The sequence below is a fragment of the Hwangdonia lutea genome (assembly GCF_032814565.1).
GTDB lineage: Bacteria > Bacteroidota > Bacteroidia > Flavobacteriales > Flavobacteriaceae > Hwangdonia > Hwangdonia lutea.
In genome coordinates this window covers 3,765,265-3,789,454 of record NZ_CP136521.1, presented here as the reverse complement: position 1 = coordinate 3,789,454, position 24,190 = coordinate 3,765,265, and the positions used below count along the sequence as shown (strand labels likewise).

Annotated in this window: 31 protein-coding genes; 26 read left to right on the top strand and 5 right to left on the bottom strand. The window is 30.7% G+C overall.

Going from position 1 to position 24,190, the window contains the following annotated elements:
- Positions 1-9: 9 nt before the first annotated feature.
- The 4 genes from RNZ46_RS16350 to RNZ46_RS16335 form a co-directional block, all read right to left on the bottom strand.
- Positions 10-411 (bottom strand): DoxX family protein, encoded by a 402-nt coding sequence (locus RNZ46_RS16350; protein ID WP_316983245.1) that lies wholly within the window; start codon positions 409-411, stop codon positions 10-12.
- Between the two features lie 11 nt (positions 412-422).
- Positions 423-1,043: a hypothetical protein gene (locus RNZ46_RS16345; protein ID WP_316983244.1), complete on the bottom strand. Its 621-nt coding sequence runs from the start codon at positions 1,041-1,043 to the stop codon at positions 423-425.
- 76 nt (positions 1,044-1,119) lie between these two features.
- Positions 1,120-1,710, bottom strand: a complete 591-nt coding sequence (locus tag RNZ46_RS16340) for a Crp/Fnr family transcriptional regulator (RefSeq protein ID WP_316983243.1) — start codon at positions 1,708-1,710, stop codon at positions 1,120-1,122.
- Between the two features lie 13 nt (positions 1,711-1,723).
- On the bottom strand, positions 1,724-2,401 hold the full coding sequence (locus RNZ46_RS16335) for a VOC family protein (RefSeq protein WP_316983242.1): 678 nt from the start codon (positions 2,399-2,401) through the stop codon (positions 1,724-1,726).
- 163 nt (positions 2,402-2,564) lie between these two features.
- Here RNZ46_RS16335 and RNZ46_RS16330 point away from each other — a divergent pair, with 163 nt between their 5' ends.
- From RNZ46_RS16330 to RNZ46_RS16310, 5 genes are all read left to right on the top strand, one after another.
- Entirely contained in the window at positions 2,565-4,358 is a 1,794-nt protein-coding gene (locus RNZ46_RS16330; RefSeq protein ID WP_316983241.1) for a helix-turn-helix domain-containing protein, read from the top strand.
- A 68-nt stretch (positions 4,359-4,426) separates the two neighbouring features.
- The gene (locus RNZ46_RS16325) at positions 4,427-4,585 is read left to right on the top strand and encodes a glycine zipper domain-containing protein (RefSeq protein WP_316983240.1); all 159 of its coding nucleotides are present in this window, start codon (positions 4,427-4,429) and stop codon (positions 4,583-4,585) included.
- A 318-nt stretch (positions 4,586-4,903) separates the two neighbouring features.
- Positions 4,904-5,827, top strand: coding sequence for a leucine-rich repeat domain-containing protein (locus RNZ46_RS16320; RefSeq protein ID WP_316983239.1), 924 nt, complete (start codon positions 4,904-4,906; stop codon positions 5,825-5,827).
- A gap of 37 nt (positions 5,828-5,864) precedes the next feature.
- Positions 5,865-6,425 (top strand): hypothetical protein, encoded by a 561-nt coding sequence (locus RNZ46_RS16315; protein WP_316983238.1) that lies wholly within the window; start codon positions 5,865-5,867, stop codon positions 6,423-6,425.
- A gap of 148 nt (positions 6,426-6,573) precedes the next feature.
- Positions 6,574-6,891 carry a hypothetical protein gene (locus RNZ46_RS16310; protein ID WP_316983237.1) on the top strand — a complete coding sequence of 106 codons (318 nt, stop codon included), beginning with the start codon at positions 6,574-6,576 and terminating at the stop codon, positions 6,889-6,891.
- Between the two features lie 200 nt (positions 6,892-7,091).
- Here the strand turns inward: RNZ46_RS16310 and RNZ46_RS16305 are convergent, their stop codons facing one another.
- Entirely contained in the window at positions 7,092-7,415 is a 324-nt protein-coding gene (locus RNZ46_RS16305; RefSeq protein ID WP_316983236.1) for a hypothetical protein, read from the bottom strand.
- 213 nt (positions 7,416-7,628) lie between these two features.
- Between RNZ46_RS16305 and RNZ46_RS16300 the strand changes: the two genes are divergently transcribed.
- From RNZ46_RS16300 to RNZ46_RS16200, 21 genes are all read left to right on the top strand, one after another.
- Positions 7,629-8,231 carry a hypothetical protein gene (locus RNZ46_RS16300; RefSeq protein ID WP_316983235.1) on the top strand — a complete coding sequence of 201 codons (603 nt, stop codon included), beginning with the start codon at positions 7,629-7,631 and terminating at the stop codon, positions 8,229-8,231.
- A 76-nt stretch (positions 8,232-8,307) separates the two neighbouring features.
- Positions 8,308-8,985: a DUF6624 domain-containing protein gene (locus RNZ46_RS16295; protein WP_316983234.1), complete on the top strand. Its 678-nt coding sequence runs from the start codon at positions 8,308-8,310 to the stop codon at positions 8,983-8,985.
- Between the two features lie 429 nt (positions 8,986-9,414).
- On the top strand, positions 9,415-10,035 hold the full coding sequence (locus tag RNZ46_RS16290; protein WP_316983233.1) for an NAD(P)-dependent alcohol dehydrogenase: 621 nt from the start codon (positions 9,415-9,417) through the stop codon (positions 10,033-10,035).
- 29 nt (positions 10,036-10,064) lie between these two features.
- Complete coding sequence (locus RNZ46_RS16285) at positions 10,065-10,913, top strand: alpha/beta fold hydrolase (protein ID WP_316983232.1); 849 nt, start codon at positions 10,065-10,067, stop codon at positions 10,911-10,913.
- A gap of 257 nt (positions 10,914-11,170) precedes the next feature.
- Positions 11,171-12,025 carry a helix-turn-helix transcriptional regulator gene (locus RNZ46_RS16280; protein WP_316983231.1) on the top strand — a complete coding sequence of 285 codons (855 nt, stop codon included), beginning with the start codon at positions 11,171-11,173 and terminating at the stop codon, positions 12,023-12,025.
- A gap of 92 nt (positions 12,026-12,117) precedes the next feature.
- Complete coding sequence (locus RNZ46_RS16275) at positions 12,118-12,519, top strand: DUF5367 family protein (protein WP_316983230.1); 402 nt, start codon at positions 12,118-12,120, stop codon at positions 12,517-12,519.
- A gap of 4 nt (positions 12,520-12,523) precedes the next feature.
- The gene (locus RNZ46_RS16270) at positions 12,524-13,021 is read left to right on the top strand and encodes an anthrone oxygenase family protein (protein WP_316983229.1); all 498 of its coding nucleotides are present in this window, start codon (positions 12,524-12,526) and stop codon (positions 13,019-13,021) included.
- A gap of 21 nt (positions 13,022-13,042) precedes the next feature.
- Complete coding sequence (locus RNZ46_RS16265) at positions 13,043-13,888, top strand: NmrA family NAD(P)-binding protein (RefSeq protein WP_316983228.1); 846 nt, start codon at positions 13,043-13,045, stop codon at positions 13,886-13,888.
- Positions 13,889-13,905: 17 nt separating this feature from the next.
- Positions 13,906-14,937 carry a DUF4405 domain-containing protein gene (locus RNZ46_RS16260; RefSeq protein WP_316983227.1) on the top strand — a complete coding sequence of 344 codons (1,032 nt, stop codon included), beginning with the start codon at positions 13,906-13,908 and terminating at the stop codon, positions 14,935-14,937.
- Between the two features lie 135 nt (positions 14,938-15,072).
- Complete coding sequence (locus tag RNZ46_RS16255) at positions 15,073-16,272, top strand: MFS transporter (RefSeq protein WP_316983226.1); 1,200 nt, start codon at positions 15,073-15,075, stop codon at positions 16,270-16,272.
- A 179-nt stretch (positions 16,273-16,451) separates the two neighbouring features.
- Complete coding sequence (locus RNZ46_RS16250) at positions 16,452-17,039, top strand: Crp/Fnr family transcriptional regulator (protein ID WP_316983225.1); 588 nt, start codon at positions 16,452-16,454, stop codon at positions 17,037-17,039.
- Positions 17,040-17,092: 53 nt separating this feature from the next.
- Positions 17,093-17,737, top strand: a complete 645-nt coding sequence (locus tag RNZ46_RS16245; protein ID WP_316983224.1) for a hypothetical protein — start codon at positions 17,093-17,095, stop codon at positions 17,735-17,737.
- A gap of 22 nt (positions 17,738-17,759) precedes the next feature.
- Positions 17,760-18,215, top strand: a complete 456-nt coding sequence (locus RNZ46_RS16240; RefSeq protein ID WP_316983223.1) for a DoxX family protein — start codon at positions 17,760-17,762, stop codon at positions 18,213-18,215.
- A 2-nt stretch (positions 18,216-18,217) separates the two neighbouring features.
- Positions 18,218-18,748 carry an NADPH-dependent FMN reductase gene (locus tag RNZ46_RS16235; protein WP_316983222.1) on the top strand — a complete coding sequence of 177 codons (531 nt, stop codon included), beginning with the start codon at positions 18,218-18,220 and terminating at the stop codon, positions 18,746-18,748.
- A 177-nt stretch (positions 18,749-18,925) separates the two neighbouring features.
- Positions 18,926-19,270: a 5-carboxymethyl-2-hydroxymuconate Delta-isomerase gene (locus RNZ46_RS16230; protein ID WP_316983221.1), complete on the top strand. Its 345-nt coding sequence runs from the start codon at positions 18,926-18,928 to the stop codon at positions 19,268-19,270.
- A gap of 40 nt (positions 19,271-19,310) precedes the next feature.
- Complete coding sequence (locus RNZ46_RS16225) at positions 19,311-19,868, top strand: GNAT family N-acetyltransferase (protein WP_316983220.1); 558 nt, start codon at positions 19,311-19,313, stop codon at positions 19,866-19,868.
- Positions 19,869-20,086: 218 nt separating this feature from the next.
- Positions 20,087-20,896, top strand: coding sequence for a nuclear transport factor 2 family protein (locus RNZ46_RS16220; RefSeq protein WP_316983219.1), 810 nt, complete (start codon positions 20,087-20,089; stop codon positions 20,894-20,896).
- A gap of 82 nt (positions 20,897-20,978) precedes the next feature.
- Entirely contained in the window at positions 20,979-22,097 is a 1,119-nt protein-coding gene (locus RNZ46_RS16215; RefSeq protein ID WP_316983218.1) for a hypothetical protein, read from the top strand.
- 32 nt (positions 22,098-22,129) lie between these two features.
- Positions 22,130-23,476 (top strand): serine hydrolase domain-containing protein, encoded by a 1,347-nt coding sequence (locus RNZ46_RS16210; protein ID WP_316983217.1) that lies wholly within the window; start codon positions 22,130-22,132, stop codon positions 23,474-23,476.
- Positions 23,477-23,544: 68 nt separating this feature from the next.
- On the top strand, positions 23,545-23,793 hold the full coding sequence (locus RNZ46_RS16205; RefSeq protein ID WP_316983216.1) for a hypothetical protein: 249 nt from the start codon (positions 23,545-23,547) through the stop codon (positions 23,791-23,793).
- A 4-nt stretch (positions 23,794-23,797) separates the two neighbouring features.
- A complete protein-coding gene (locus tag RNZ46_RS16200) occupies positions 23,798-24,190 on the top strand; it encodes a hypothetical protein (protein ID WP_316983215.1) in 393 nt (130 codons plus the stop codon).

Sequence of the window (24,190 nt, the reverse complement as noted above, 5' to 3'; positions counted from 1 at the left end):
GCTATGGTGTTAATCCCATTTGTTATTGGTTGACACTGCAAACTTGCCTGCACCTATTAAATACATGGCAGCCCCAAACATCATATAGATGAAAATTAATCCTATTGACCAACCACCGTGTTCATTTAAACCTAAAATATCTGGAAGTCTGTCCATTAAAATCGCTACAAAGCAATTTATCGCAAAAACCAGTCCTGCTAGTTTGGTTCTAAATCCAATAATAATCAGAATGGGAGCGATAATTTCGCCAACAAAAACGCCATAGCCTAAAAATGTAGGGAGGCCATATTGCTCTAGCAAACCGTTAATGTATTCAATACCAAAGTATAATTTACTTATCCCATAAATTAGCATTGTAAATGCAATACTTGTTCTTAATAGTAATAATCCGATGTGTTGTTTTGTGTTCATAATATATTTATTTAAAGGTTATATTTTATAAATACACCAAAGTTTTCAAGTGTTTTTTCAGCTTTGGTAAATTGATCTAGATTAACTGCCATTCCTGTTATTAATTTTTCTTTTTTTATTCCGAACCGCAGTTGTTGAATACCTCTTTCGAGTACTTTTAAATTAGTACTAAGTACAACGGAGAGGTTTATATAGCCTTGGATATTTTTGCTTAAGGCTGGAGTATAATTCAGTTTTAAGGTTTGTTCTAGAGTAAATCCATTTTGATATGTACAACCAATAGCATAGCTTAACTTAAAATTTGGGGATGTATGTTGATATTGAGAGGATAAGGTTGCAAATGCACCTGGATTTTTAATTCCTAATGCTACATTAGCCTTAAAATGTTTGTTGAGATTGTAGGACAACATATTTCTTATAAAAAAGATGTTATTCTTATCGCTAGCATGCTCGGTGTCAAACAACGATACATTATTGATAGACCAAGTGTCATTAAATTTGTATCCAATAAAATGCTGATACCCTGCAGAGCGATCTCCTACTGTTACTTCGGGAGAAAAATTAACGCTTTGGGCATTTGACACCAAAAACCCAAACGTTGCAAAAAATAAAAAGTAAGTAAATCGTAACATAACCCATGTTTTATTATATGGGTCAAAATTAGTGTGGGGATAGAAGAAAAAACTTAAGGTATCTTAAGAAACGAATTTAAGTGTGTTTTTTTCGCAAATAGCTTAAAAATTCTGGAGTAACACCAAGGTAAGAGGCTATAATGTATTGAGGGACACGTTGTTCAATATCTCGATATGTTTTTCTAAAATTATCGTAACGATCATAAGAATCATCACTCATACTATCAATCACGCGTTCTTGAGTGGCAACATAAGCATTTTGAATTTTTTTACGAAAAAAATGAGACATCTCAGGAACTTCGATATAGAGTTTTTCCAATTCAGGTCTTGGTAGCTGTAAGAGCAATGTTTTTTCTAAAGCTTGCACATACATTCTGGATTTTTTTCTACTTAAATAACTATATAAATCATTTATCCACCATTGTTCAATTCCTAATTGTAAAGTATGTTCTTGAGCATTTTCGTCAAGGTAATAACTGCGCATACAACCTTCCACAATAAAGTTCATGGTATTAGCGGTTTCTCCTGGCTTAATTAAAAAATCTTTTTTGTTCAGCTCTTTAACTATTAGAATAGAAGATAGTTTTTTAAGACCAATTTCATCAAGTGTTACATCTTGATTAATATGATTAATAAGTAATTGTATATGTTGTTGCCTATTATCCACAGATACTTTAAAACTATTTCTTTTTTATTATTATTTCTTCATTAGAAAATTGAAAATCATATAAAACGTTATCACTATCAATAACAGCTTCAAAAGGAGATGGCTCTACACGCAAATTAGTTGGAAACCACTTGGTTCTAGTTTCGTAATTAGGTAATAAAAACAAACCTTCTTGGGTTCCGTTGGTTCCAAAATTAGCTTTATCTCCTTTCCAAAAGTCAGAACCTATTTCTTTTTTTATAATAGCGTTGGTTTTTATAATTGATGTTGTTGGCAATCCAATTTCATTAACACAGATAACATCTTCAATACTAAACGGTGTATCGGTTTGATTTTTTAAATCGTGCCTCACAATAAACTCTGCAACATTTCTGCTAGCATCATAAAAATAAAAAGATTCCGCATTCCAAGTTTCAAAATGTTGTGTTTTTCTACCGCTTTCGATATCTAAAACAGTGGTTTTGTTTTCTATCCAACTAATAGCTTCATCCAGCTTGTTAGATGGAATTAGAAAACAGTAGTGGTATTTATATCCTATATCAGATTTTAAGAATGTTAATTTACTCCAACCAATTTTTAAGGTAAAGCTATCAGTAGACTGTTTAATTATATTGAAACCAAGTGTTTCAGAGTAAAACGCTTTCTCCAACTCTAATTTATCAGTGAATAAACTTAATTCTCTTACTTTCATTATTGTTTTTTATCAATATCAAAAATACAAATTTCATATTTTTTGATGAGTCCGTAACAAAACCCAATTAATATGAATTTAATAAATACTATTTTTATATTTAATTATTGAAACAAAAATAACACTAAAGCGTCTAAAATTATATATAAAAACTTCTTAACCCTTGCGTACATCATCAAAATCCATAGCAGTACTTCCATTCGTCAATATGAGTAATTCTATTGAAAACGAATATTTCTGTGATGGATTAACGGAAGAAATTATCAATGCACTGGCTAAAATAAAAGACCTTTCTGTAACTTCTCGCACATCCTCATTTTATTTTAAAAATAAAGATGTATCTGCGAAAGAGGTAAGAGAAGAGCTAAAGGTGGCTACTTTTATAGAAGGCAGCGTGCGAACATCAAAAAACAAAATGCGTATTACAGTGCAAATGATTGATACTGTAGACGATTTTCATTTCTGGTCAGAAACCTTTGATAGAAATCCAGAACATGTTTTTGAAATACAAGATGAAATAAGTCTGTTTATTGCTGAAAAATTACGCGAACACATAGGCCACCTTGAAATAGAAGACAAGTTGGTAGAGCCTATAGATGTGCCTGTAGATATTTATAGAGACTATCTGAAAGGGAGGTATTACATCATGAAGTTGGATTATAAAAACTCTATAAAGGGTATCAACATTTTAAAAGAAGTCATACATAAATCACCTAATTTTTCAAGCCCTTATCTAGATATTAATTTAGCTTATGTTAATATGGGAACTATGGGCCTTTTACCTGCATTTGAAGCCTACGAGAAAGCCCAGCCTTATTTGTTAAAGGCATTAGAGTTAGACCCAAACTCATCAAGATCTCAATTGAATTTAGCTTGGATAGAATGCTGGCAAAATTGGAATCTCGAAAAAGCATACGAACATGCCAAAAAAGCTTTGGAAATTCAACAAGCAGACGATATCTACTTAACCATTTCTAATTTTTTGACCGTGGAAGGAAAATTAGGAGCAGCACATAATTATCTTGACAAAGCTTTGCAGCTAGACCCTTATGCCGCTATCAACCATCATTATAGAGGGTTTTTATATTACTTACAAGAAGAATACACCACCGCCATACCGTATTTAAAGAAGGCGTTGGATCTAGACCCAAAGCTACCCTTTCCTCCAATTTATATAGGCATTAGTTTATTACTATCTGGCAAACCAAATGAAGCTTTGTCATATTTCGGTTCACTTGAAGGCGTTTCTGTGAAAGACCTCTCCAAATTAGGAGGTGAAACCATGTGTTATGCAAAGCTAAATGAAACAGAAAAGTGCAATGAGGGATTAAGGAAATTAGAAACTTATTTAACAACAGAACTTGTAGATAAGGCTTTTACATTTTTAATATTAGTCAATGCTTTATTAGGTAATAGTGAAAAAGTAATTGATTTAGTAGAGCAAGCATACCATAACCGTTTGCCATTAATTTTATTATTAAATCCATCACCAATTCTTAAGACAGTAAAGAATCACAAGAGATTTAAAGACATTATGCTTAAAGCAATTCCTGATAATGTAAATTACAAACAGAAAAGAAAGTACAAACAGGCACTTCTAAAAACAAATGAAATTAAAAAGTATAGTAAAGAATTGGAACAGATTATGATGGACTATAAACTATATCTAAATCCAGATTTATCTCTAAAAGACTTAGCTTCTTACTTAGAACTTCCTGCCAATTACGCCTCACAATTATTAAACCTTGGATTTCAAAAAAACTTCTCGGAATATGTTAACACTTTTAGAGTTAATGAATTTAAAGAACGTATTCTTCAAGAAGAAAACAAAGACTTAACTATAATGGCTGTTGCCTATGATAGTGGTTTTAACTCTAAAACAGTTTTCAATACTTTTTTCAAAAAAATTGAGGGAGCTACGCCAAATGCCTATATCAAAAGCAATATAAAGAATTAGTTCCGATTTCATAATTAGAACGTTCAGAAAGGCTCCCAATAATACTTTTGTGATCTAAAGTATAGAACATGAAAACAAAAAAAAGTAAAAAAGGAATCAAATTAGGAATAGGAATTATACTAGGAACTATTGTAGGTTATTTAACATCAAATATGCAACTGTGGTTTGTTTTAGGCATTGCTATTGGTGCAGCCTTGGAATATGGTTCAAGCAAAAAATTAAAATAATATGAATGTATCTATTAAATCAATAATTTTCGCTTTCATTACGTTTTCAGCACTAAGCGTTTTCTAAAAATACGAATAAGCTTTTCAATAAAATTGACTCTTATTTGGAAACAATTTTAAAACCGAACTTTTTTTCATCCGCTCTAATATACTTTTAGCAAATAGTTTTTATACAAATGCATAATTGGCAAAAGTTGTTTAAGCTATCTGATAAACCATTGGTATAATAATTAAATAAAAAAATTACTAAATACATCAAAATAACTGTAACAGTTTAACCAGAAAACAGTCTTATAAATTCATATCAAAAAACATAAAATGAATATCACCTTAAGTAAAACGTTCAACACAATCTTTCTTTTTGCATTATTTCTCATAACAGCATGTTCTAATGAAAACGAAAGTACAAACCCAATAAATGATGATTATATCAGTATTCCTGATAATCATTTTGAAACAAAATTAATAGAACAAGGCATAGATACAGATGGTGTTGTTAATCAACAAATGCTAAAAACTGATGCGGAAAAAGTCACTCGTTTAGATTTAAATCTCTCTGCCAATTTTGGTGAAATTAGCGATTTAACAGGTATTGAGGGTTTTGTAAACTTAACACTACTGTCTGCGGCTAACCAAAAAATACAAACAGTCGATTTAAGTTTTAATACAAAACTGGATACTATATATATGATTGGTAACTATTTAAAAACTATTGATTTAAGCAAAAATATAAATTTGATTTTTGCAGATCTTCAGGCAAATGAATTTGACTCAAGTAACTCAATTATTGGACTATCCAATGCAACAGGTTTAAAAGATCTGGATTTATCATGGAACTATCTGGAGGAGTTTAATATTCATAACGAATCATTGGAGGTTTTGCACATAAGTCATAATGATTTAAAATCCATTGATACCGACGGCGCTGTAAACCTAAAACACCTTTTACTTACATCCAATAAATTGGAAACTGTAGATTTTAGTACCAATACAGCGATAGAAACCTTGCTGATTTCAGACAACCAATTACCAACTTTAAATCTAGAGTACAACAGTAATTTAACACACTTGTACATTTCAAGTAATATGCTTTCTAGTTTTGATGTGAGTAATAATTACAAGTTAGTTGATTTGAGGATTGATAGAAACCCTGATTTAACATGTATTAAGGTTTATAATGGACAAAAAATACCAACAATACATAAATCTGATACGCAAGAGCTATCATTGATTTGCAATTAATAAAAAAGAAGCTAAAAAATCAATCAATCAAAAAATAATGAATAATCACAGCAAAATCAGCGCGTCATTTATTTTATTTATCATTCTTGCAACTGTGTTTAACTGTAGTTCAGATGATGAAAATATAGAGCAAGAAAGAATCCCTTTGTTCACCGAAACCGATCTCTCAACAATTCATGGTGACTCTCAAAAATCATGGAGAATTACAGAGGTAATTAATGATTTTTACGACCCTAATTACCATTTAGAAATAGAACTTTCCTGTTTAGCAGACGATGTGTATACTTTTTCAAATACCAACAATGCTTTTACTGTAAATTTAGGCGATGATAAATGCTTTGGTACAAACGATGATGGTGTTTTTACGGCTGATGTAGAAATTTTTGATGGCGAATTAATCTTGATGGATGCTAGTGAAGGCAATACAATTTACTTAAGATATTCACGAGGGTTTATCAACCAAAGTGGAACAGCACAAGGTATTTCAATTAGACATTACACTTTAGCTGAATTATCAGAAAATAGAATGGTATTCTATCGTGAAGGAGCTGATTTTGTTGGCGAGTATAAACAAGCATTAGTGTTTGAAGTGATTTAAATTTTAATTACACGTTTAAACTTTTGCACGGTTTTTTTTTTGAAAAAGAAGACCTTTAGACCCATTGTAATTTACATTGTATCTGGTTTTGTTTTTTAATCATTGACACACCATTTACTTAAAATAACGAGAATATATTCTGACACAAATGAGAAGACTTAAAAGCACTATAGAAAAAAACATATCAGGTAAAAAAGTTTTAGCCCTTTTTATTTTAACAAACTTAGTTTATGTTTTTATGCTATGGGTTACAATTCCTAAAACCATGGTATATTCTAATGGAATGAAATTATTAGACATGATGCCTACAGGATATAATTTTAATTATGCAAACGAACTGCTTAGTACGCTTGGAGATATTGGTAGAAATACTTACTTAACCAGTCAATTACCTGTGGATATGATTTACCCATTATTGCAGGGGTTGCAGATTACTTCGAAAATATTGGGATTATTACCCTTTTAAATACGTACCCAAGTATATCTCAGGTAGCGGTTAGTGCGACAAACTTATTCTCAATTATAAAAAGTGCATTAACTAGTTTGTTTTTTATCGCATTGATATTTATAATAATTATGTTAGGAGTTAAAGCTATAAGAAATAAAACAATGTGAGCGTAATACTTTTCAAACTAGTTCTGATTTCTAAATAGGAACTTTTAAGCTTTAAACATTTTGAAACTTTGCCGTAAATATTTTAGTTATGAAATAAGCAGTATATAAAACGTATGGCTCAACAAATGCTATTAAGGTTGTGGAGTTAGAAAAACCAATGCCAAAGCCTAATGAAATATTGGTTAAAATTATTGCGTCTCCTGAAGCAAGAGCAGACACCATGATGAGATTAAGAAAGCCTAGATTTGGTAGATTGTTTTTAGGGCTTTTTAAACTAAAAAATACGGCTTTAGGCACAGGGTTTTCATGAGTTGTAGAGACTACAAGGCTTTGCTTGTAAAATGGGACTTTTAAATAAGCGAAAAATCGATTCATCCTTAATATTTAACAGTTCACTAATTCGTATTTAAATCTTATTACATGTTGAAAGATATTTGCAGCATAAAAACTATTACCATTATTCAGCAACTATTAACCAATGAATTTATTTAAAAATTGAAACAATTAATCAAACCATCAATCAAATCATCTACTCGTGCTGAGCGTTGTCGAAGCATCAAAAAACGAACAATTAAGAAATCAATTAAAATGAATACAATCAAAAAACAAATTTTATTAAAAACGGTTTGTGTAGCCTTTGCTTTATTAACTAGTATAACATACGCACAAAACACAAATCCAGAAACAACAATACAAAGAGATGGTTTCATCTTCGAATTCGTTGCAGGTGGAGGCATTATCAGTTTGGAAGATAGTGCCAGCATACAAACGTTTGACAAATCTCAAGGGACATTCGTTTTTCCAGATTTAAAGTTTGGCTATATGCTAAATGAAAGGCTTGCCATTACCGCTTCTTTACCGGGAAACATCTACGAATTTCAAGATAATGACAGGCACTTTGGAGGGGTTATTCCATCGCTACAGTATTGGGTAAAAGATCGTTGGTGGATTCATGGAGGAATTGGTTTAGCGATAGATTCGCCAGCACTATATGATATTAAAGACGATGTAAATGACGATTGGAATTTTGGTTGCGCAGTTATGGCAAGTACAGGTTACGAAATTTATAAAAAGAAAAACTTTGCGCTTAACCTACAGTCTAAATTAGTGCTCGGTCGTGCGTTTTTAGATGGAGATGCGCATAGAGATGCATTAATCTTTAATGTAGGATTAGGGTTTAGCTGGTTATAAGCTTTAAAAACATGAACAAAAATCATTCGACATTTAAATGTCGAATGATTTATTGCCAACTAAAAAACAGCTTAAAATGAAAAATATTTTATTATTCAGTTTATTAGTAATAATGAGTTGCTCTTGTAAAACCAAGGCTAAAGAAACATCGACAACAACGGAGAATCAAAAAAATCTAATTACTATTCTAGATACTATCTGGAATACAGAGCAGCGACCAATTACGTTAAGAGATTCGCTTATGGAAATACATGGCGCTGAATCGGAATTGGTTAAGCAACAACAAGCCATTTATGAGCACAATCACAAAATCAATGAAAAGATAGTAAAAAATATATTAGACAAATATGGATGGCCAACTAAAGAAATGGCTGGAGAAAACGGAAATTGGATAATATGCAATGTCATTCAACATTCAGATAATGAAATTAGAATACAATATCTTCCAATGATGAGGCAAGCTGTAAAGGACAAGAAACTAGAGCCTCGGTTCTTTGTAAGAGCTGAAGATAGAATTGCTACAGAAAGAGGTGATTTACAAATTTATGGTGGACAGATGAAATACTATCCAGAAACCAAGAGTTTTAACCTTTGGCCTGTGTATGATCCAGCGAATATTGATAAAAGAAGAACAGCAATTGGACTTGATTCGATCGCCATATTTCTTAAAAATAGATTTGATTTTGAATGGAATTTAGAAGAGCAAATAAAAAGAACTGAAGAATTTAAATTGAAAAAGCAAAATAGGTTGTAACAATGCGTCAACCAATTAAGTTCTAATTTCAAAACACGAACTTTTTTACCCCACACATTAACCAACTTTGCTGAAAAATAACAGAATATGAAAGCTGCATTTATACAAAATACGGTTCTCCAGAAGTGATTGATGTTATTGATACTGACAAGCCATTGCCTAAACCTAATGAGGTTTTAGTGAAAATTATTGCGTCTTCAATAACAAGAGCAGACACCATGATAAGACTAGGAAAGCCAAGGTTTGGCAGATTGTTTTTAGGTGTTTTTAAACCTAAAAACACTTGTTTAGGGACTGGTTTTTTCCGGAGTTATAGAATCGGTTGGAGATTTAGTAACCAAATTTAAAATTGATGATAAGGTATTTGGAGAAAAACTATTTAGTAATAGTACTAATGCAGAGTATTTATGTATTCCTGAAGATTCAATAATGGTATTTAAACCAAACAACATAACTCATGTACAAGCAGCGCCAATTTGTGATGGCTTCCTAACATCCTATAGTTTTTTAAAAGATATAGGTAACTTAAAAAAAGAGCAACACATTTTAATTAATGGAGCATCAGGTAGCTTGGGGACTGCAGCTATTCAACTAGCAAAAAATATAGGAGCTACCGTAACTGGAGTATGTAGTACTAAAAATGTAGATTTAGTAAAATCAATAGGAGCTGATCATGTGATAGACTATAAAAAACATGATTTTACAAAAACAGGAAATTTTTATGATGTTATTTATGACACTGTAGGCAAATCAACTTATAGAAGGTGTAAAAAAATCCTGTATAATGAAGGCGTTTTTATCACACCAGTATTAAGTATTGGTGTATTATGGCACTCTATTATAGTGCCTACAAAAGTAAAATTTTCAGCAACAGGCATTAGAAAACAAAACGATTTAAAAGGGTTGTTAACTGAATTGACAACGTTTTTTTCTCAAGGAAAACTCAATACAATTATTGATAGAACTTATAAATTAGAAAATATTGTAGAAGCGCACAAATATATTGAAAGTGGCCATAAAATAGGAAATATAGCAATCATCAATCAATAAATCATCATCACTCAAAAAACGAACAGTCTATGTTTTTTAAATCACAAGAAGGGAAAGAAAAAATCATATCCCTTTACAATCAAAAGTTAAAGGAGCTGAATATTGAATATTCTGAAAAATTGGTAGAAACAAAGTTTGGAGCTACTAATGTTATAATTACAGGAGATACTAAACAACCGCCTTTGCTACTTATTCATGGTACTGGTGGTTGTGCGCCTTTAATTTTAGAGTCTTTTCCCAATTTTGCCTCTAAATATTGCGTCTTTGCAGTAGATGTATTAGCACAACCCAATAAAAGTGCAGAGAACAGATTGGATATGAAATCTTTAGAATATGGTAAATGGCTTATTGAAATAATCATAAAACTAAGGCTGAAAGACGTTACATTAGTTGGGTTTTCCTTTGGTGGTTTCATCAGTTTAAAAGCACTAGAGTTCAATGAAACACCAATTAAGCATGTTTTCTTAATTGCACCTGTGTATATTGTGAATGGCAATCCACTCTTAAATTTATGGAAGATGTTTATTCCATTGAAAAAATTCATCAAAACTAATAACCAAAAGCATATTAAAAAAGTAATGAGCGTACTGTTTTCTGACTACGATGATTTTGCTTTAGCCTTTATGTCAAATACATTTCAACACTGCAACATGGATTTCTCACCACTGCCTGTTATTTCTAAAGATTCAGCTAAAAATATAAAAACACCAATCAGCATTTTTGCTGCTGATAAAGACATCATGTTTCCAGGTAAAAAAATGATAAAAAGAGCAAGTAAAATATTTCCTTCTCTAAAAGAAGTTGTTTTAATTAAAAACTCTAAACATGTTCCAAGTGCAACTGATAATGTAATGGTTCAAAATAAAATTTTGAATTAGTACATTTTTCTTCATTACCTTTAACTTTTCATTGTTATTGGAACTAAGTGAATACCGTTTTCATGAATAATCATGCGTTAATAGGTATGTTTCAACAAGTATTTAGAATATCCATCGTACTTTAATTTGGTATGCTTTATTAGATTATGGGCTAACCGCAATACCATTACAATGAATATTTTATATACTAAGCATGATTGTTTTAGCATTGTAAAAATTAAATAATCAATATTTAATTAACTTTAAAGCCAAGTATTATGACAAGAGATTTTATCCACATAAATGATTTCATTATTTTGGTTGAAGAAGCAAAAACCAATGAGCCAACAACAGATTCTTGTTTTTTTGACGAACCATTAATAGCAGTTGCATTTTATGGCTCAGGAAATGTTGATTTAAATGTGAAATATGGAACCAAAAACAAAATATTTAGTTACACAAAAGGTTTGGCGCTTTCATTTTATGCCGACGAAAATGTTGAATTCTTACATTCAGTTTCTCCTTTAAAATCACTCCAATGTATTGTGGTTGCTACATCTATTAATAACATAGATAATTTACCCAATGAAGAAGGTGAGCTCTTTAGCGAAATGCTAAACCAGTTGGTTAATCCTTCAGATCACTATGTGGAAGGGCCAACATTTTATATGACTCCTGAAATGCAGACAATAGTAGATTCTCTATTTAACATACAATACGAAGGCAAGACTAAAATGATGTTTTTTAGAAGTCAGATTACAGCTTTGTTATCTCATTTTTTTGGTCAATTGGCAAGTTTAAAAACTGCAAAAATTAAAACTACTGAACGTGAAAAACTCAATCAAGCTAAAGATATATTGTTGAACAATTTGGATAATCCACCTTCGTTAAGCGAAATTTCCAAACAAATTGGTTTAAATACGTTTAAACTAAAAAAGGAATTTAAAGAGTTTTTCGGCGTGCCAGTTTTTAAGTACCTACAAAATGAGCGTCTAACTTTAGCACATGAAATGATTAGAAACCAGGAAACGACGGTGCAAGAAGCCTCATGGCATGTTGGCTACGATAGTTTGAGTTCGTTTTCAAACGCCTTCGAAAAAAAATTTGGTTATCGCCCTAGTCAAATTAAATAGCTAACTTTTCGAACAAATCATAATTCTTTTAAAACAAACTAATCTTTAGTTATCGCAATAGTTTTGTCATGTAACTTTTAAACAGAAAAGACATGAAAACTAAACGCGCCATTTTACTAGGTATAGCTATTTGGATTATTGCCGTACTTTTTTATTCAATTTCTTATTATGTTCCTATTTTAGAAAACCCTAATACACAAGCAAATGTAGTGCTGTTTATTGTTGTTATACCATTAGTATGGTTTGGTTGTTCTTTTTATTACAAAAAAGACAAAAAAACACATGGACTTAAAGTTGCCCAAACCATGCTGTTAACAAGTGTTGCTTTAGATGCGTTGATTACAGTGCCCTTATTTGAAATTCCAAATGGTGGAAGTCATTATACCTTTTTTACCTCTATAGGGTTCTGGATTATAGCTTTTGAATTCTTATTAGTAGCAGTTTTATACTGGTATGTTTGTGTATATCCTCAAAATATAACGGCAAGACAATAAACCCATGAATTTCACTTTTGAAAATATAGGAATAGTTGCTCTAATATTGCTAACTGGATTATCAGCAGGGCTTTGCTTTACATGGTCTAATGCAGTCACTCTTGGGATTGGCAATTTAAATGACCGTGGTTATTTAAGCGCTTTTCAACAAATGAATAGAACAATACTTAACCCAGCATTTTTTATTGTATTCTTTGGACCTTTCTTTCTAGGGTTAATCAATTTATTTACCCTTAGAAGTTCATCAAACTCTTTAATCGTGTTATTAATCTTAGCCGTTGGGATTTACCTAATTGGAGTTTTACTGGTCACTTTTTTTGGAAATGTACCACTAAATCAAATTTTATACAAAACAGATTTGAGCTCAGCGAGTACAGAGGACCTAAAAATTCTTAGAGACACATTTGAAGGGCAATGGAATCGTTTGCATTTAATTAGAACAATTAGTTCTATAGCGTCATTCCTCATACTTATAATAAGCCATACTCGTATTACGGAATAATAAATAAAAATATAAATAAAAATGAAAAATAAAAGTAACATTTTAGTAATTGGCGGAACTGGAAAAACAGGCCGTAAAGTAGCTAGTAAATTAATCGGATCTGGACATCGTGTAAGAATTGGTTCCCGATCTGCAACACCTTCTTTTGATTGGGACAATTCCGAAACTTGGATTGAAGCTCTACAGGGTATGGATAAAGTCTATATAACGTTTCAACCAGATTTAGCGGTTCCTGGAGCTTTAGAGGCCATTGAAAATTTAACCAAGCTTGCGAAGATAAGCAAAGTAAAAAAACTGGTACTCTTGTCTGGTAAAGGAGAAAGAGAAGCAGAATTATGTGAACAGGTGATTATTCATTCGGGTATTGATTATACCATTGTTCGAGCAAGTTGGTTTAACCAAAATTTTAGTGAGAGTTTCTTTTTAGAGCCTATATTGGAAGGGTTTGTAGCCTTACCACAGGCTGATGCAAAAGTGCCTTATGTAGATACTGATGATATTGCTGATGTAGCTGTTGAAGCATTATTACATGAAAAACACAATAGTAAAATATATCAATTAACAGGGCCAAGACAATTAACTTTTAAACAAGTGATTAAAGAAATATCGTCTGTAATAGGTAGGGACATAACCTTTACTCCAATTGCTTTACCTGCATATGTTAATGTTATGAATCAACAAGGAGTTCCAACTGAATTTGTTTGGTTAATTGAATATTTGTTCTCTGAAGTTCTAGGAAACCCTGATAATTCTGAAATCACCAATGATATTGAAAAAGTATTAGGAAGGAAACCTAAAGACTTTTCAGAGTATGTAAAAGAAAATGCCCAATTGGGTGTTTGGACACCAAAAATTGATGCTAACTAATATTTAAGCTATTTGGAATGAGCAGACGTCTATTAGGCATTATTTTATTGATATTATTATTGGTTTTAACAGGGTCAGGTATCTTAATGTATTTTTTGCCTTTTAAAAAAAGTATAGCATCATTGCACACACTTTTTGCTTTGTTGTTTATGTTGGCTATGGTTTTTCACATTGTCAATAATAAATTGCCTTTAAAAAACTACATTTTAGGTAAGCGATTATCAAAGTTTAAAAAATTACAAAGCCCACTAATAGTATTGGTAGTAGTTTTATTAGCGCTTGCTGTCTATTTTGAACTTCCTTTATTAAATAAGTTATATGCTTTCGGTAATCAAATTCGCAACGAACAACTTGGTAAAAAAGAAATGAATTTTGATTACCAGGTTATAGATTTAAAGAAAGCCAAAGGAGATAAACTTATAAGTATTGAATTAAAAAAAGGAAAAGCATTTCAATACCCATTATTCGCTATTTGGGTTGAAGATACTCATGGAAATTATATTCAAACTCTATATATCTCAAGAGTCATTTCTTCAAGTACATTTGATTTTGGGCAGAAAAAAGATGAGCAATGGAAATCGGCTATATTAAGAAGACCTGAAGCCTTGCCGTATTGGTCTCACAAGCGCGGTATTAAAGCAGTAGATGGACTTTATATGCCTTTAGGAAACTCTAGCGATATCGATGCCTATTCGGGTGCAACACCAACAGGTAATTTTATTATTAATTCAAAGAGCAAAATAGCCAAAGGAAATTATAAAATACTCGTTGAATTAAATCAATCTTACGATTGGAATGAATATTATACAAAAGATAAATATCCAAACGACAAAATTTATTCCGGTTCAGGTCAAGTTGGGCAACCCTCATTAATTTATGAGGTCCAAATTTCCTCTAATGATTTTGATTCAAATGCATATAAGCTAATGACCCTAGTTGGTCATGGTCATTATTCAGGGAAGGATGGAGAATTATATAAGAATCTAAATCAAGTGACATCAGCTAAACAAATAGCAGATAGAATAATTATACATTTAAAATCATTGTGACAAATATTACTCAAGGTGGAGCTTCAGTTGTGCAGTAAGTTGTTTGGAAAAAAAGATTGTCTACTCAAAAAAGTAAACATCATTAAAGTAATAAGAATAATTACTCTTAAGTAGCAAGCATGTAAAGTATATTTTATGAAAAATAAAATTTCTGAAACTACTTTTCAGATTCTCTATTTTATAAGCTTTTCTCATCTTATAAATGATTTAATTCAAGGGGTTATTCCATCAGTTTATCCGCTGCTGAAAGAGAAGTATCATCTTTCTTTCGTTCAAATTGGTTTATTAACCTTTGCTTTTCAATTTAGCGCATCAATTTTGCAACCATTAATTGGTTATTATACAGATAAGAGACCTCAGGTCTATGCTTTAATTTTCGGATTTCTTATATCAACTTTTGGCGTTCTGTTTTTATCTTTTGCAAACGGTTTTATCTCAATAATAATTTCCTGTGTTTTAATAGGTGTAGGATCTGCCATTTTTCATCCAGAGTCTAGTCGAATTGCCAATTTAGCATCTGGTGGTAAGATTGGAGTTGCTCAATCAATATTTCAAATTGGAGGCAATTTGGGTACAGCAATTGCGCCATTATTGGTAGCTTTAATTGTTTTGCCTGATTCTCAAGAATTAATTATTGTTTTTATAATACCATTAATTATTGGGTTCTTTATACTGAAGAAAATTGCAATTTGGCATAAAAAGTATTTAGTAAATATTCAATTAAAAAAAAGTATTGTTTCTATATCAAATTTTGATTTTCCAAAGAAGAAGATGAAATTAATATTAGGAATATTATTAGTGATAATTTTTTCGAAATTTATATATGCCGCAAGTCTATCAAATTACTATAGTTTTTATTTGATTGAAAAATTCAATCTCTCAATAGAACAAGCTCAAATTCATCTATTTATATATCTATTTTCGTATATGTTGGGAACTATTATAGGTGGACCATTTGGTGACAAATTTGGACGTTTGTATGTTATATGGTTTTCAGTTTTAGGAGCAATACCCTTCATTTTAATGCTACCTTATGTTAGCCTTTTTTATACGGATGTTTTTATGGTAACTATAGGATTGATTATGGCATCTGCATTTCCTGCAATAATTTCTTATGCCCAAGAATTATTGCCTAAAAAACTAGGGGTAATTTCAGGAATGTTTTATGGATTTGCATTTGGAGTAGCCGCTGTTGGTTCTGCTTTAATTGGGCTTTTGGCCGATTTCACCTCCATTTATTTTGTGTACCAATTATGTTCGTTTCTTCCTTTAATAGGAGTTGTTAGCTTCTTCTTACCTAATATAAATAAGAAAATAAAACTTAAAAAACACTAATTATAATTAGTGGCCTTTAATAGCCTATATTGCAATCCATTGGTTTTTTGACACTATAGTAGGAAGGGAAATTTATAAAAACGTGGGTGTATTAATGGGAATGAAATAATCAGTAAAGTTTTTAAAAAAACAGGTATCAAATCCTTAATTTTATAGAAGTATAAAAAAACATCTTGAAATTGGAGTACTCACATAAACTAATTATTGATAATATTAGTAGGTTTATTGATTTAACCGAGCTTGAAAAACAAAAGTATATTTCTTTGCTTACAAAAGTAAAAGTAAAAAAGAAAGCATTTTTAATGCAAGCAGGTAAAATCACTAGATACGAGTATTTTATCACTAAAGGTTGCTTAAAAGTGTATTCTTTAGATGAAGACGGTGCACCTCATATATCTATGTTTGCGGTTGAAGATTATTGGACAGGAGATCTGGCTAGTTTTATGACCAAAGAACCATCACGCTATTTTATTAAAGCTACCGAAGACTCAGAATTATTAGGTATCTCTCGAGCAAATTATGATTTGCTTTTTCAAGAAATACCTAAATTCGAAAGATTTTATCGCATTTTATACCAAAGGTCACTCATAAGTTACATAAGACGTTCCAATTATGGCATATCATTAACTGCGGAAGAAAGATATTTCGAGTTTAAAAAGAAATATCCAAAAATTGTCAACAGAATTACCCAAAAAGATTTAGCGGGTTATATTGGTATTACACCAGAATTTATGAGTAAAATTATTTCGAAAGTTAATAGATTGTAAAAATCTTAAACTAGTTCATTTTTTTTCATGTGTTCCTATCGGAAATTTGAAGCATGAAAAAAATAATAATCATTACAACGTTCTTAACAATTGGGTTTGCCAACTATTTACAAGCACAATTTGCACAAGTAGAACTATTTTCTGGTTTTGATAAAACAGATTTTACTCTGTATTCAAACTATCCAATTAATAAGGAAAATACTCTGAACCTTTCTACCCTTGCATTCTTCCAAAAATTCAATAAAAAAGAGAATGAGGTTTTTGATGAAGTTGGAATTCAACCAACTTTATATTGGAACATTAACGAGAGTATCGCTATTGGTTCATCTTTTTACTACAACAGTTTTGCTGGGTACTCTGAACGATTGTCAGCAAAGTTCATATTAAAAAAATCACGAGCATTATTTATAATTATTCCTACAGTTGCTCATTCTCATCAAAAGAATGCTAGCTATGCTGAAGTGCTTGCGCAGTTTCAATTTAACATACCATTAAGCGATATAGTTTCTATTTGGTTAAACGGACAGTTTTTAACTATCTGGGATGAGTTTAAAACCCACTCAAGAAGTTTCCAGCAATTACGTGCAGGTGTGTCTTATAATGGGCACCAATTTGGTTTTGGACTAGACTTTGACCAATATGGGCAAAAACCTATAGAAAAATCATCTTTCGGTGTGTATTACCGAAAAACTTTATAAACAATTTTAAATCTTAAACATTATGAAAAATTTAGTAAAAACATTTTTAACGTCACATCCAAATATTGGATTTAGCATTGCAAGATTAACACTTGGTTTGGTAATATTTCCTCATGGCGCACAAAAATTACTAGGACTTTTTGGAGGCTATGGTTTTTCAGCAACTATGGAATCATTTACAACGCAAATGGGTTTGTCAAGTATTGTGGCCTTCTCGATAATATTGATTGAATTTTTTGGCTCCATTTCATTAATTATGGGGTTCTTCAGTAGGTTCTGGGCATTATCGCTTGCAGGAATGTTTATTGGTATTATTTATACGACGCAATTAGAACATGGCTTTTTTATGAATTGGTTTGGCAATCAAACTGGTGAAGGTTATGAATATTCTCTTCTTGTAATTGGTCTTGCATTAACCATAATAGTTAATGGTAGCGGGAAATGGTCGATTGATAATTTAATCTCAAAAAAATACTAATAATGAAAAAAATAATCACAATTGTAGGTAGTAATAGCCAAAAATCAATTAATAAAAGTTTAATCACTTATACCACGAGTTTATTAGAAAACGTAGAATTAATTACTATCGATTTAAACGATTTTATACTACCGATTTATGGCGTTGATTTTGAAGCAGAAAATGGCATTCCTACTGCCGTAAAAAGACTAGACGAGTTACTAAATACTGCCGAAGGATTTATAGTATCTCTTGCAGAACATAATGGATCTTATGCAGCTGTATTTAAAAATACTATCGATTGGTTATCTCGTGTAAATATGAAAATATGGAGAGAGAAGCCTATGCTATTAATGGCAACCTCACCAGGAGGCAGAGGTGGAGCAACCGTATTACAATCTGCAAGAGCCGACTTCCCGTTTATGGGTGCTAAAATTGTTGAGACGTTTTCCTTGCCTTCGTTTTATGATAAATTCAATGATGGTCAAATAACAGATAGAAATTTCAAAAACGAAATTCAAGAAAAAATAAATAATTTTTCTAAAGCACTCTAAAGTTTAATAAAAATTACGAGGTTAATAGTACATAGAAATCCAAATGCAAGGGTTGTGTTTTTAGCCAAAAATTCTTTTAGAACAAATATTGCTCCTTTTCCAACAATAGTCATTTTTTGATAAAAAGCATCTTTGTTGAAATGAAAAGTTTTTTTTCGAAATATTAAATAAATAGTTATGCCACATTTTATAATAGACTGCTCCGAAAATATTATTTCACAAAAATCTCCAAATGACATTATGCAAAAAGTTTATGATACAGCAGAATTAACACAGCTTTTTGATAAAGGAGATATTAAGGTAAGAATCAACCCTTTTAAACATTACAATATTGGGAATTCCAAGGACGATTTTATCCACGTTTTTGCAAATATTATGGAAGGAAGGACGAGTTCTCAAAAAGCACATCTTTCTAAATCTATAGTAACAGAACTAAAGCTTATGTTTCCAAATGTTCCCATTATTTCTATGAATATTAGAGGTTTTGAGAGGGCAGCCTATTTTAATAAACCTATGGTTTAAAAACCATAAAAATTGAAATTTTAAAAATGAAAAATGAAAAATGAAAAATAAAACGTTAAGAATGTATAAAAAATTTGAAACAGATAGACTCATTTTAAAACCTACAACTAAGTTAGACTCAGAACTAATTTTTAGAATGATGAACGCCCCAAAATTTAAAAAATATGTTGGAGATAGAAATATTTTCTCAATTAAAAGTGCAGAAAATTATATTGAAGGTAAAATGACTCCACAACTGGAGATGTTAGGCTATTCTAATTACACAATTATTCTAAAACAAAATGATATAAAAATTGGTGTATGTGGGTTATACAATAGAGGTGGTGTTGATGGAGTTGATATAGGATTCGGTATTTTACCATCACATGAAGGGCTTGGCTATGCATTTGAAGCAGCTAACAGGTTAAAGCAAGTTGCTTTTAAAAATTTTAATATTCAAAGTATAAAAGCTATAACTTCAAAAGAAAATATTTCTTCACAAAAAATTTTAAATAAGCTAAACATGAATTTAGTTGGAACAACTCAACTTCCAGGAGAAAATAAGGAAATATTATTATATGAAATTGACCTATATAATGAATTTGTTGTTAAAAAGTAAAATAAAATATTCTTAGATAGAATAGTCCATTTCAAACAAATATTTATTCTTTTCGGATAAATTGTAGGCAAGTTTGTAATCTATTTTTGAATCACACCCTCAATAATTATCGCAGTTAATGGTTTAAAATAAAATTATAGAAAAGTAATCTTTTTAGAGAATAAAGAGAAGTTGCTTTCAGAGCTTGATAAACATAATAGTTAACAAAAACAATAAACATGAAAAAAGCATTAATAATATTTATCATACTTAATTTAGTTTTAGTTGTAAAACTAAGGGCTCAAACAGAAATTGAGCAAATCAACGCTGCTGTAATGAAGTATATAGAGGGTACAGCAAATGGTAATCCTGACATACTAAACGAGGCATTTCATAAAGATTTTAAACTTTTCATAGTACAGGGAGACACATTAAGAGTGATAGATGGTAAGGGTTATATTGATAGAGTTGAAAAGGGAAAAAAATATAACAGAATAGGGCGAATCATATCTATTGATTATGAAAATGATGCCGCTTCTGTAAAAGTTGAAGTTTACTTCCCATACACAAAAAGAATAGCAACAGATTATCTTTTACTTCTAAAAATAAAAGGGGAGTGGAAAATATTGCATAAGATAATTAACCTCAAAAGTTATCAGGAAGTTGAAGATTTAATTTCCAATGAAAAAAAAGGATTAGAAGAAATCAAACAAACCTTGTCATACTACATTGAAGGAACAGCAAACGGAGAACCCAATAAATTAAGAAAAGCATTTCACCAAGATTTCAATTTATACTATATAAAAGATGGCAATCTGAGCATTATTCCAGGAAAACAATACATTGGAAATTTTAAGGAAGGCAAAAAAAATAACCGAATAGGGAATATTTTATCATTAGATTATGAAAATAATGCAGGTCTTGCAAAAATACAGGTTCTAATGCCTGACCGTAATAGGATAGCAATTGATTATTTATTGTTATTGAAAATTAAAAATGAATGGAAAATAATTCATAAATCCTTTACATCTAAGAACTATGACAAGTAAAGCCTGTTGTTTACCATCCTCATGTAAAAAATAAACTTTAGTAATGCTTTTAAAATAATATTGAGTTTTAAAAACAAAGGTTTTGAAAACAAATGATTTAATTTTTCAGAAAGGGAAGTTTGCATATTTATGTCTGCTTTTTCTTGTAGTAATATTTTATTCTTGCAAAACAGAAAATGCTGTCTATGTTTGTACACCTTGTGATTTAGAATGTGATGAGTTAATCTATACAAAACCTGGGATATATTCAAATTGTGGCATGAGTTTAATGAAGAAAAGTGATTTGATTACAAATGAAAATCAATTCGGTAATAAAGTTGAGGTTCAAACGGGTTCAGGATCTTTTTTTATGGAAGGCGGCATGGGTAATGAAGAAAACACTATTGAAGTGCATTATCATAAACCAAAAAACTTCACAGTCGACTCTGAAATACTACTTGTAATTCCAGGAGCTGGAAGAAATGGAGATACATATAGAGACTCTTGGATTGAGGTGCCAGAAAAAAACAGTATTCTTATTTTATCTCCAATGTATCCCAAAAAGTATTACAGCTTTGATGAATATCATTTAGGAGGACTAATAAAGAATTCTAATTTAAATAACAGTATTGAAAGAATAGAAGGAACTAATAAAATTAAACTTTTTGAGGACAAATTAACGTTCGATTCAAATACGAATGTAAGTGAATGGCTTTTCAATGATTTTGATCGCATATTTGATTCCGCTGTTGAAACATTAAACTCTAACCAAACTGCCTATAATCTTTTTGGGCATTCTGCAGGAGGACATATTTTACACCGATTTGTACTGTTTCAAGAACACACAAAAGCTAATAAAATTTTAGCTTCTAATGCAAGTTTCTATACATTACCAAATTTTAGTGATTCATATCCTTTTGGACTCAAGGATACACCAGTTAATGATGCTTTACTTAAAAAAGCATTTAAGAAAAACTTGGTTGTTTTTCTTGGAGAGGAAGATAACGAAAATAAAACAGGAGGAAGTTTTTTACAATCTAAAAGTGCCGATTTACAAGGAAACCATCGATTGGAAAGAGGAAAATTCTTTTTTTATCAAGCTAAGCAAATGGCGACTAAGATTAATACAGACTTTAATTGGGAGCTTAAAATAATTCCTGGAGTTGGTCACGATTATAAAAATATGGGACTAGCTGCTTCGTATTATTTATATAGTCAATAACATCAATCAAAAATCAATCAAAATCAAAAAAAATGAAAAAGGAAACTTTACTAATAGTAGCATTCATCACACTACTAGTTTCTTGTACAGAAAACAAAAAATCTGTTCAATCGGAAGAGCAAAAACCAGACACTTATCAAGTTAAAATTGACAGCTTATTAAAAGCTTATGATAAAAACGATGAATTTATGGGGAGTGTTATACTCTCTCAAAATGGAAAAACAGTATACGAAAACACTGTTGGTTTTAGTGACATTAACTCAAAAAAGAAAGCTAGTGCCAAAACCAAATACCGTATAGGCTCTGTTACTAAATCATTTACAGCGACACTAATTTTTAAGGCTATTGAAGAAAATAAGCTAGAGATAAACAAAACTATAGAAAGCTATTTTCCGAATGTGAAAAATGCGAATAAGATTACCATTGCTCAGTTATTACAGCATAGAAGTGGTATCCATAGTTTTACAAAAGATAAATGGTTTTTTGACAATCGCACCCGATATATTTCATCTACAGAAATGCTATCTAAAATCTCAAAGTATGAAAGTGACTTTGAACCAAATACTAAAGGAGAATATAGCAATTCTAATTATTTTTTATTAGCATTAATTCTTGAGAAAACGTATAACACTTCTTATGAAAATCTTTTGCAAGAGAAAATTTGTAAACCACTTAACTTAAATAATACATATTCTGGAAAAGAAATAGATATAAATGATAATGAATCGTATTCTTATAACTATGATGAAAAATGGACTGAATTTCCTGAGACTGATTTGTCTACTGCTACAGGAACTGGCTCAATAGTTTCAACACCAAAAGATTTAAATACTTTTTTTGAAGGCTTGCTTACCGGAAAAATACTTTCAGACGAAAGCCTAACTTTAATGAAAACTATAAAAGATAGATATGGAATGGGGCTTTTTAGGTACACTACTAATGACAGACAGGGATTTGGACATCGAGGACGTATTGATGAATTTAGAGCGACTTCAATTTATTTTTCTAAGGAGAATTTGTCTTTTACATTAATTTCAAACGGTTCTAAAATAGATGTTAACGAAATATATACCGAAATACTAAAATTGTTTTTAGGAGATGCGTCTGTAGCAATATCAGAAAATGAGTTGAAGAAATTTGTTGGTGTTTATGTTTCTCAAAGTGATCCAAACGATAAGTCTGTACTTATACAAGAAAATAATACTCTTATTAATTTAATAAAAAACGAATTTAAAGCTCCTTTAATTTATAGAGGAGAAAATCGGTTTGTTTTAGAGCAAATGTACGCAGAGTCTGTATCCTTTATTTTTTCAGAAGATGGTAAACAGGTTACGCTAGAACAAGGAGGTGACAAAGGTACTCCTCGTATTAAAGAATAGTAATGCTCATTTAATTATAATGATGACTAAAGAAGAACGGCAAAAAAATAATAGACACTAGTTGGGAATTGCATAGTAAAGTTGAAGCTAGCTATCTAAATAATCCAGTTATAAAAGATGATAATGAATGGTTAGAAAAACAACGTATGTTACTTGCTGATATAGCACTTCATTTATTACAAATATCTATCAATCCAGATAAAATAAAATTAAACAGGCTTCGTGATAATCTACATACAATCTTAACTATCTCAGATCAATTTTTGCCTAAAGCCGGTCTTAAAAAGACAACTGAGAAATTATATGATAAAAATTAATTTAATGAAAAAATCAATAATCACATTTAGCATTATTCTTTATGCTGCTATAGTCCCTTTTTTAGAAATAAATACAACTCATGTGTTCAACCCTGACTGGACACCTCATGTAAGGGTTCATGAAGTATGGCAGCTTATTACAAACACTAGCATTGGTATTTTATGTTTATGGCTTGTTTGGGTTAAAAAAGAAACAAAAATCAGTGCTATTTTAGGTTTACTAATCACAGGAGCATTTTTATTAGCCTATATACTTCAAGACTTTTATGGTGGCTCAATGAAGTATTTAGATGGCAGTGAAAAAACATTATTTGGAATTAATATTGGAGTGTTAGGTTTTGGAATTGCTTTTACGCTACTAATAGTTACAACCATAAGAAACTATAATACAAAATAG

Excerpts from the sequence above, each read along its gene's own strand:
- RNZ46_RS16350 (WP_316983245.1), bottom strand. The coding sequence starts at position 411 with ATGAACACAAAACAACACATCGGATTATTACTATTAAGAACAAGTATT.
- RNZ46_RS16345 (WP_316983244.1), bottom strand. The coding sequence starts at position 1,043 with ATGTTACGATTTACTTACTTTTTATTTTTTGCAACGTTTGGGTTTTTG.
- RNZ46_RS16335 (WP_316983242.1), bottom strand. The coding sequence starts at position 2,401 with ATGAAAGTAAGAGAATTAAGTTTATTCACTGATAAATTAGAGTTGGAG.
- RNZ46_RS16325 (WP_316983240.1), top strand. The coding sequence starts at position 4,427 with ATGAAAACAAAAAAAAGTAAAAAAGGAATCAAATTAGGAATAGGAATT.
- RNZ46_RS16320 (WP_316983239.1), top strand. The coding sequence starts at position 4,904 with ATGAATATCACCTTAAGTAAAACGTTCAACACAATCTTTCTTTTTGCA.
- RNZ46_RS16315 (WP_316983238.1), top strand. The coding sequence starts at position 5,865 with ATGAATAATCACAGCAAAATCAGCGCGTCATTTATTTTATTTATCATT.
- RNZ46_RS16310 (WP_316983237.1), top strand. The coding sequence starts at position 6,574 with ATGAGAAGACTTAAAAGCACTATAGAAAAAAACATATCAGGTAAAAAA.
- RNZ46_RS16305 (WP_316983236.1), bottom strand. The coding sequence starts at position 7,415 with ATGAATCGATTTTTCGCTTATTTAAAAGTCCCATTTTACAAGCAAAGC.
- RNZ46_RS16300 (WP_316983235.1), top strand. The coding sequence starts at position 7,629 with ATGAATACAATCAAAAAACAAATTTTATTAAAAACGGTTTGTGTAGCC.
- RNZ46_RS16295 (WP_316983234.1), top strand. The coding sequence starts at position 8,308 with ATGAAAAATATTTTATTATTCAGTTTATTAGTAATAATGAGTTGCTCT.
- RNZ46_RS16290 (WP_316983233.1), top strand. The coding sequence starts at position 9,415 with ATGGTATTTAAACCAAACAACATAACTCATGTACAAGCAGCGCCAATT.
- RNZ46_RS16285 (WP_316983232.1), top strand. The coding sequence starts at position 10,065 with ATGTTTTTTAAATCACAAGAAGGGAAAGAAAAAATCATATCCCTTTAC.
- RNZ46_RS16280 (WP_316983231.1), top strand. The coding sequence starts at position 11,171 with ATGACAAGAGATTTTATCCACATAAATGATTTCATTATTTTGGTTGAA.
- RNZ46_RS16275 (WP_316983230.1), top strand. The coding sequence starts at position 12,118 with ATGAAAACTAAACGCGCCATTTTACTAGGTATAGCTATTTGGATTATT.
- RNZ46_RS16270 (WP_316983229.1), top strand. The coding sequence starts at position 12,524 with ATGAATTTCACTTTTGAAAATATAGGAATAGTTGCTCTAATATTGCTA.
- RNZ46_RS16265 (WP_316983228.1), top strand. The coding sequence starts at position 13,043 with ATGAAAAATAAAAGTAACATTTTAGTAATTGGCGGAACTGGAAAAACA.
- RNZ46_RS16260 (WP_316983227.1), top strand. The coding sequence starts at position 13,906 with ATGAGCAGACGTCTATTAGGCATTATTTTATTGATATTATTATTGGTT.
- RNZ46_RS16255 (WP_316983226.1), top strand. The coding sequence starts at position 15,073 with ATGAAAAATAAAATTTCTGAAACTACTTTTCAGATTCTCTATTTTATA.
- RNZ46_RS16245 (WP_316983224.1), top strand. The coding sequence starts at position 17,093 with ATGAAAAAAATAATAATCATTACAACGTTCTTAACAATTGGGTTTGCC.
- RNZ46_RS16240 (WP_316983223.1), top strand. The coding sequence starts at position 17,760 with ATGAAAAATTTAGTAAAAACATTTTTAACGTCACATCCAAATATTGGA.
- RNZ46_RS16235 (WP_316983222.1), top strand. The coding sequence starts at position 18,218 with ATGAAAAAAATAATCACAATTGTAGGTAGTAATAGCCAAAAATCAATT.
- RNZ46_RS16230 (WP_316983221.1), top strand. The coding sequence starts at position 18,926 with ATGCCACATTTTATAATAGACTGCTCCGAAAATATTATTTCACAAAAA.
- RNZ46_RS16225 (WP_316983220.1), top strand. The coding sequence starts at position 19,311 with ATGAAAAATAAAACGTTAAGAATGTATAAAAAATTTGAAACAGATAGA.
- RNZ46_RS16220 (WP_316983219.1), top strand. The coding sequence starts at position 20,087 with ATGAAAAAAGCATTAATAATATTTATCATACTTAATTTAGTTTTAGTT.
- RNZ46_RS16210 (WP_316983217.1), top strand. The coding sequence starts at position 22,130 with ATGAAAAAGGAAACTTTACTAATAGTAGCATTCATCACACTACTAGTT.
- RNZ46_RS16200 (WP_316983215.1), top strand. The coding sequence starts at position 23,798 with ATGAAAAAATCAATAATCACATTTAGCATTATTCTTTATGCTGCTATA.